Source organism: Mixta sp. Marseille-Q2659 (assembly GCF_940807255.1).
In the GTDB taxonomy this organism is placed as follows: domain Bacteria; phylum Pseudomonadota; class Gammaproteobacteria; order Enterobacterales; family Enterobacteriaceae; genus Mixta.
In genome coordinates, this window is sequence record NZ_CALNWY010000057.1 from 1 (window position 1) to 6,544 (window position 6,544).

Here is a 6,544-nt window from a genome sequence, read left to right on the forward strand (position 1 = left end):
CTTTTATCTCATCGCGTTTGTCGCCCTGGATTTCAATCACGCCCTCTTTCGCCGCCCCGCCGCAGCCGCATTTTTTCTTCAGTTCTGCCGCCAGCTTATTCAGCTCCGCATCGTCGAGATCCAGCCCGGTAATCACGCAGACGCCTTTTCCTTTACGTCCGCTGGTTTGCCGCTGAATACGCACAATGCCGTCGCCTTTAGGGCGCACAGCTTTGATATCCGGCTGCGCAATACGGCCGCCGTCGGTGGAATAGACTAAAGGATTTTCTTTGCTCACGACGCCTCCTTTAATGAAGAGAGAATCGCCTGCAACGTTGCCGCCGGATCGGCTGATTGGGTAATCGGACGCCCAATAACCATATAATCGACACCCGTCTGTTGCGCCTCGACCGGCGTCATAATTCGGCGCTGATCGCCCGCTTCGCTGCCCGCCGGACGAATGCCTGGCGTTACCAGCTGAAATTCATGCCCCAGCTGCTGTTTGAACGCAGCGGCCTCATGTGCGGAACACACCACGCCGTCCAGCCCGCACTGCTGTGTCAGGCGTGCCAGACGCGCCGCATGTTCAGCCGGCGTCGCGTTAATGCCAATATCGTGCAGATCGGCGGCTTCCATGCTGGTTAAGACCGTAACCGCAATCAGCAGCGGTGCATCTTTGCCAAAAGAAGTCAGCGCTTCACGAGCGGCAGTCATCATGCGCGCGCCGCCGCTGGCATGAACGTTGACCATCCAGACGCCTAAATCAGCCGCCGCCGAAACGGCATGCGCGACGGTATTCGGAATATCGTGAAACTTCAGATCGAGGAAGACTTCAAAACCACGCTGGTGTAGGTCGCGTACAAACTGAGGTCCAAACAGCGTGAACATCTCTTTGCCGACTTTGAGTCTGCATTGAGCCGGATCGATACGGTCAATAAAGGCCAGCGCGCGATCGCGATCGGCGTAATCAAGCGCGACCAGAACGGGCGAATCAGTTCGGTTTTGAGGTTGAGACATCTCTGTTCCTTCAACAATAAGGCACCGCATGGCGCAGGAGAAAACGCCCGGTATTCTACCTGCCTGACGCGGCGGAAAACAGCTTTAACCGCCCGGCTTTCACTCGCGCCGAGTTCGTCATCGCCTTGCTGTAGAACTTTCAGGCACGGAGCCAGACGTACGCGTATTGATTATCTAATGGTATGTTGTAACTAAGAAGGGTATCCGCTGCTGTCTGAATCGACGGCAGCGGCGTGGCGCCGCTTATTGACCGTCCAGCCCGCGTATCGGCTTGACCGATGACCAGGCCCGGCAGGATGGGCAGTGCCAGTAAAGCGCATGCGCCGTAAAACCGCATTTCTGACAGCGGTAGCGCGGCTTGGTGCGAATTTGCTCACCTACCATATCGCGCAGAACCATCAGGCTCTCTTTCGCCCGGCCATCTTCCGCTTCATGTAAATGGAAATCCATCAGGCGATGGAAAACACGCATTGTAGGATGCCGCTGGAGCTGGCGATTAATATAAACCTGTGCGACATCAGCGCCCTGCTCCCGCTCCAGAATATCCGCCAGATAAAGCTCTGCCAGCGCGCCCGTATTTTCCTCTACGCAACGGCGTAGATAATCAGCCCAGACTTCCGGCTGCCCCAGCTGCTGATAACAACTTTCCAGCATTTCCAGCGTTTCGCTGACCAGCTCTTTATCCTGCTCGATTACGCGTTGCAGATGTCCGGCGGCGCGCGCGTAATCGCCCTTCGCCATAAAAATGCGGCCCATCATAATGGAGATACGCGCGCTTTGACGGTCGGCCGCTTCGCCCTTCTTCAACAGGTTAAGTGCGCGATCGAGATCGTCGCTGCTCATCGCCTGCAGCGCCAGCTCACAGTAAAAGTGCGCGATTTCCATCTGATAACGGCTTTCACCCAGCTTAACCAACCTTTCAGCGATATCTATCGCTTTCTGCCAGTCGCTGGTCGCCTGATAGATCACCAGAAGCTGCTGGAGCGCGCTGAGGCGGAAATCTGTTTCATCAGTCAGCTGATCGAACATCTCTTCAGCACGGTCATATAATCCGGCTGCCATATAGTCGCGCCCCAGCTGCTGTACCGCCAGCAGGCGTTGTTCATAGCTTAAGGAGGCGCTTTCCATCAGAGATTGATGGATACGAATCGCGCGATCGACCTCGCCACGGGAGCGAAACAGGTTCCCCAGCGTCAGGTGCGCTTCCACCGTGCCGCTATCCTCTTTCAGCATATCAAGGAAGAGATCGACCGCTTTATCTTGCTGATTTGAAAGCAGGAAGTTTACGCCGGTCACATAGTCGCGCGACAGACGATCGGCTTCCTGCTGTTTATCCTGCTGCGCACTTCTGCGCCCCATGTACCAGCCATAGGCAGCGGCCACGGGCAGTAACAGAAACAGCAGTTCCAACATGGAGAGTTATTCCTTGACGACGGTCGGATGCGACGGCGTCGCGCTTTCAGTCTGAGCCGTTTGCTGCTGCAAACGCTTCAGTTTGCGCTGCGCATTAGCCAGCGATACGCGCACGCGCAGCCAGAAAAGGCCGCAGATCGCCCAGCCCAGCACGAACCCGGCGCCAAACAGCGAAGCCAGCAACGTAGAGATACGGTATTCGCCCTGTGCAATCAGATAATTAAATGTAACCACCTGGTCGTTATGTGCGCCAAGCGTAACGGAGATGATGAATATCACCAGAACCAGTAAAAAGATCAGTAAATATTTCACATTTCGTCCTGTAATTCGGTGTAAGCCAAAGGATTATGCCAAAAATGTTATAAGGATGCTTGATCAGAAACCGACTAAAACTCGCATCCCGGCAAATATCTTTTTTTCCTGCTTAGGTTATGGGGGCAAAAAACCGCTTTGCAATTATGAATCTTTTTCCTGCTCGCGTTGAGCGATCTCCTGATGCTCAACGGGTGGAATGGTGAGCGGGCCACAAAGGCGCTGCGCCAGCCAGGTCGCCAGCGTAACTAACAGCCAGCTAATCCAGGTCGCCACCAGCAGATCGCGCGGCCAGTGCATTCCCAACATCACCCGGCTGCCCATTACCGCAATGGCCCAAATCATTAAAACCGCCACGGTCTTACGGTGTTTTCGCGGCCATAGCAGGCCAATACCTAACAGCGCCCAGCTGGCAGCAAACATGGTATGGCCCGACGGAAAAGCAAAGCCGGTTTCAAAGGCCCAGTGGCGCTTCAGCCACAGCGGAATATGATTATCATCGGCGACCAGCCGCTCCACCAGCTGACCGCGCGCCTGACGATCCAGCTGGTAAAAGCGCTCGCCGGGAATGCCATGAGTCTCTTCCAGCCACAGCACATAAGGCCGCGGCTCCTGTACCAGGGTTTTAATGTATGACTTGGTATATTGCCCGGCAAGGATCGCCGCGATCATAATCGCCAGCAGAAACAGCGCCGGCTTTAACCGAAAGCGTAAACACCATAAGAACCAGCCGCAAAGAATAACGCTGGTAATGATTCCCCAGGGTCGCGTCACGGTTTCCGTCATCCAGAACAGGACGCGTAATCCCGGTCCGCTGGCGCCTGGCTGCCATTGCCAGCCGGACAGCCAGACCAGTAGCGGCATTACCGACAGTAACAGGGCGCCCAGGGCGGTACGTTTTGCTATCTCCAGCATGCTGCTTCCTTGTTATTAATAAGAATGTACGCTATCAGCCTTAACAATAGCTTATAAATTAGGTACATAACCATCTTTACGTGGATAATCGTGCGTTATCACATCAATCGACGTGACGGATTACCTCTATGCCGACGGGTTATGGCAAAATAGCGCCATCATTTCAGTCTGGTTGACGAAAACGCGCTACCTTGATGATAGCGCAACCTAAGATGGTTCTGGAGAGTCACATGCAGCTTAAACGGGTGGCAGAAGCGAAACTGCCCACGCCCTGGGGCGACTTCCTCATGGTGGGATTCGAAGAATTGGCTACCGGTCACGATCATGTGGCGCTGGTGTTTGGTGATATTAGTAATAATGATGCAGTGCTGGCGCGCGTACACTCGGAATGCCTTACCGGCGATGCGCTGTTTAGCCTGCGCTGCGATTGCGGATTTCAGCTGGAAGCAGCGCTGAATGCCATTGCCGAAGAAGGCCGCGGCGTGCTGCTTTATCATCGACAGGAAGGTCGTAATATCGGCCTGCTCAATAAAATCCGCGCTTATGCGTTACAGGACAAAGGCTACGATACCGTTGAGGCCAATCATCATCTGGGTTTTGCCGCCGACGAACGCGATTTCACGCTCTGCGCCGATATGTTCAAGCTGCTGGGCGTTAATGAAGTGCGTTTGCTGACCAATAACCCGCGTAAGGTGGAAATTCTGAGCGAAGCGGGCATTAATATTGTGGAGCGCGTGCCGCTGATCGTGGGGCGCAACCCCAAAAATGCGCACTACCTCGACACCAAAGCAGAAAAGATGGGGCATTTACTGCCTAAATCCTGACCATAAGAAAGCCGGGCTTATAAATAGCACGCCAGAAAGTTTATTTCGGCATGCCATTTAACCGCCCGGCTTTTTATTAGCTCAGCATATTACGAATTACGTAATGCAATATACCGTCGTTTTGGTAATAGGTCAGCTCGTTGCCGGTATCGATACGGCAGCGCGTTTCTACCACTTCTCTGCTGCCGTCTGCGCGCGTAATCGTCACATTTACCGTACCGCCAGGCTGTAAATCCGCCAGGTTTTCCACATCAATCTGCTCGTCACCGGTCAGATTAAGCGTTTTTCGCGTTACGCCCTGCGGAAACTCCAGCGGCAGGATGCCCATACCAATCAGGTTAGATCGGTGAATACGTTCAAAGGATTCACAGATAACGACCCGCACGCCAAGCAGGCGTGGCCCTTTCGCCGCCCAGTCGCGGCTGGAGCCGGAACCGTACTCTTTACCGGCAATGACCGCCAGCGGTATGCCCTGCTGCTGATAAACCATCGCCGCATCGTAAATCGACATCTGTTCGCCGTTCGGTACCACACGCGTCATACCGCCTTCCACACCGGGTACCATTTCATTACGAATACGGATATTGGCGAAGGTTCCACGCATCATAACTTCATGATTACCTCGCCGCGAGCCATAGGAGTTAAAATCGCCGCGCTCCACGCCGCGCTCAAGCAGATAGCGCCCAGCCGGACTTTCCGCCTTAATGCTGCCCGCCGGAGAGATGTGGTCAGTGGTAACCGAATCCCCCAGCATCGCCAGGATACGTGCGCCTTTAATATCTTCCACTGGCCTGGGCGTTTTCTCCATATCATTAAAGAACGGCGATAAGCGGATATAGGTAGAACCCTCATCCCAGTCATAGGTAGCCGCCTCGCTGACTTTGATTTGCTGCCATTCCGGCGTTCCGTCAAAGACCTCAGCATACTCCTTATGGAACATATCACTGGAAACTTGCTGCACTGCAGCCGTAATTTCGTCAGGCGTCGGCCAGATATCGCGCAGATAAACGGGCTTACCGGTTTTATCCTCGCCGATGGGATCGCTCTGTAAGTTGATATTCATATTGCCCGCCAGCGCATAGGCCACCACCAGCGGAGGAGAAGCCAGCCAGTTAGTTTTTACCAGCGGATGAATACGGCCTTCGAAGTTACGGTTGCCCGACAGTACGGCGCCCACCGTTAAATCGCCCTCTTTAATGGCGCTCTCAATATTTTCCGGCAGCGGACCTGAGTTACCGATACAGGTCGCGCAGCCGTAGCCGACCAGGTTGAAACCGAGCTTATCGAGATAAGGCGTCAGGCGTGCAGTAGCCAGATAATCTGAAACTACTTTTGAACCCGGCGCCAGCGACGCTTTGACCCACGGCTTGCGCTGCAGGCCAAGCGTGACCGCTTTTTTTGCCAGCAGGCCGGCGGCCATCAGCACGCTCGGGTTAGAAGTATTGGTACAGGAGGTGATTGCAGCAATGGCCACCGCGCCGTCATTTAAGAGATGCTCCTGCTCACCGTCGCGGTAAGTCACCGGATGATGCGCTTTTTGTGCATGGTTCAATTCAAGCTCGTTACTTTGCTGAAATGCCTGCGGCACATCAGCCAGCGAAACGCGATCCTGCGGGCGTTTCGGTCCGGCAAGGCTGGCCTCAACCTCATTCATATCCAGCGCCAGAGTACTGGTAAAAATCGGCTCTTCGCCCGTGTTGCGCCATAGTCCCTGCGCTTTCGCATAGGCTTCCACCAGCGCAGCCTGTTCGGCGCTTCTGCCGGTGAGCTTCATATAACCGATAGTGACATGGTCGATCGGGAAAAAGCCGCAGGTTGCGCCATATTCGGGCGCCATATTGGCAATGGTGGCGCGATCGGCCAGCGGTAAATCGTCCAGCCCGTCGCCATAGAATTCTACGAATTTACCTACGACGCCGTGCTTGCGCAGCATTTGCGTCACGGTTAATACCAGGTCGGTCGCGGTAATGCCGGGCCGCAATTTTCCGCTAAGCTTAAAACCCACTACGTCTGGGATCAGCATCGAGACCGGCTGTCCCAGCATCGCCGCTTCCGCTTCAATGCCGCCTACGCCCCACCCCAAT

General features: G+C 54.7%; 7 protein-coding genes. 1 reads left to right on the forward strand and 6 read right to left on the reverse strand.

Going from position 1 to position 6,544, the window contains the following annotated elements; all coding sequences use genetic code 11:
• The 5 genes from yciH to pgpB all read right to left on the reverse strand — a co-directional run.
• Positions 1 to 277, reverse strand: a 277-nt coding sequence (gene yciH, locus P3C52_RS20540; protein ID WP_275556717.1) for a stress response translation initiation inhibitor YciH, incomplete at its 3' end; no start/stop codon positions are given.
• Positions 274 to 996, reverse strand: coding sequence for an orotidine-5'-phosphate decarboxylase (gene pyrF, locus P3C52_RS20545; RefSeq protein ID WP_275556718.1), 723 nt, complete (start codon positions 994 to 996; stop codon positions 274 to 276). The genes pyrF and yciH, both read right to left, overlap by 4 nt.
• Before the next feature lie 243 nt (positions 997 to 1,239).
• Positions 1,240 to 2,409 carry a lipopolysaccharide assembly protein LapB gene (gene lapB / locus P3C52_RS20550; protein ID WP_275556719.1) on the reverse strand — a complete coding sequence of 390 codons (1,170 nt, stop codon included), beginning with the start codon at positions 2,407 to 2,409 and terminating at the stop codon, positions 1,240 to 1,242.
• A 6-nt stretch (positions 2,410 to 2,415) separates the two neighbouring features.
• Complete coding sequence (locus P3C52_RS20555; RefSeq protein ID WP_275556720.1) at positions 2,416 to 2,721, reverse strand: LapA family protein; 306 nt, start codon at positions 2,719 to 2,721, stop codon at positions 2,416 to 2,418.
• 144 nt (positions 2,722 to 2,865) lie between these two features.
• The gene (pgpB, locus tag P3C52_RS20560) at positions 2,866 to 3,636 is read right to left on the reverse strand and encodes a phosphatidylglycerophosphatase B (protein ID WP_275556721.1); all 771 of its coding nucleotides are present in this window, start codon (positions 3,634 to 3,636) and stop codon (positions 2,866 to 2,868) included.
• 230 nt (positions 3,637 to 3,866) lie between these two features.
• Here pgpB and ribA point away from each other — a divergent pair, with 230 nt between their 5' ends.
• Positions 3,867 to 4,460, forward strand: a complete 594-nt coding sequence (ribA, locus tag P3C52_RS20565) for a GTP cyclohydrolase II (RefSeq protein ID WP_275556722.1) — start codon at positions 3,867 to 3,869, stop codon at positions 4,458 to 4,460.
• Between the two features lie 76 nt (positions 4,461 to 4,536).
• Here the strand turns inward: ribA and acnA are convergent.
• A partial coding sequence (gene acnA / locus P3C52_RS20570; RefSeq protein WP_275556723.1) for an aconitate hydratase AcnA occupies positions 4,537 to 6,544 on the reverse strand: 2,008 nt, incomplete at its 5' end.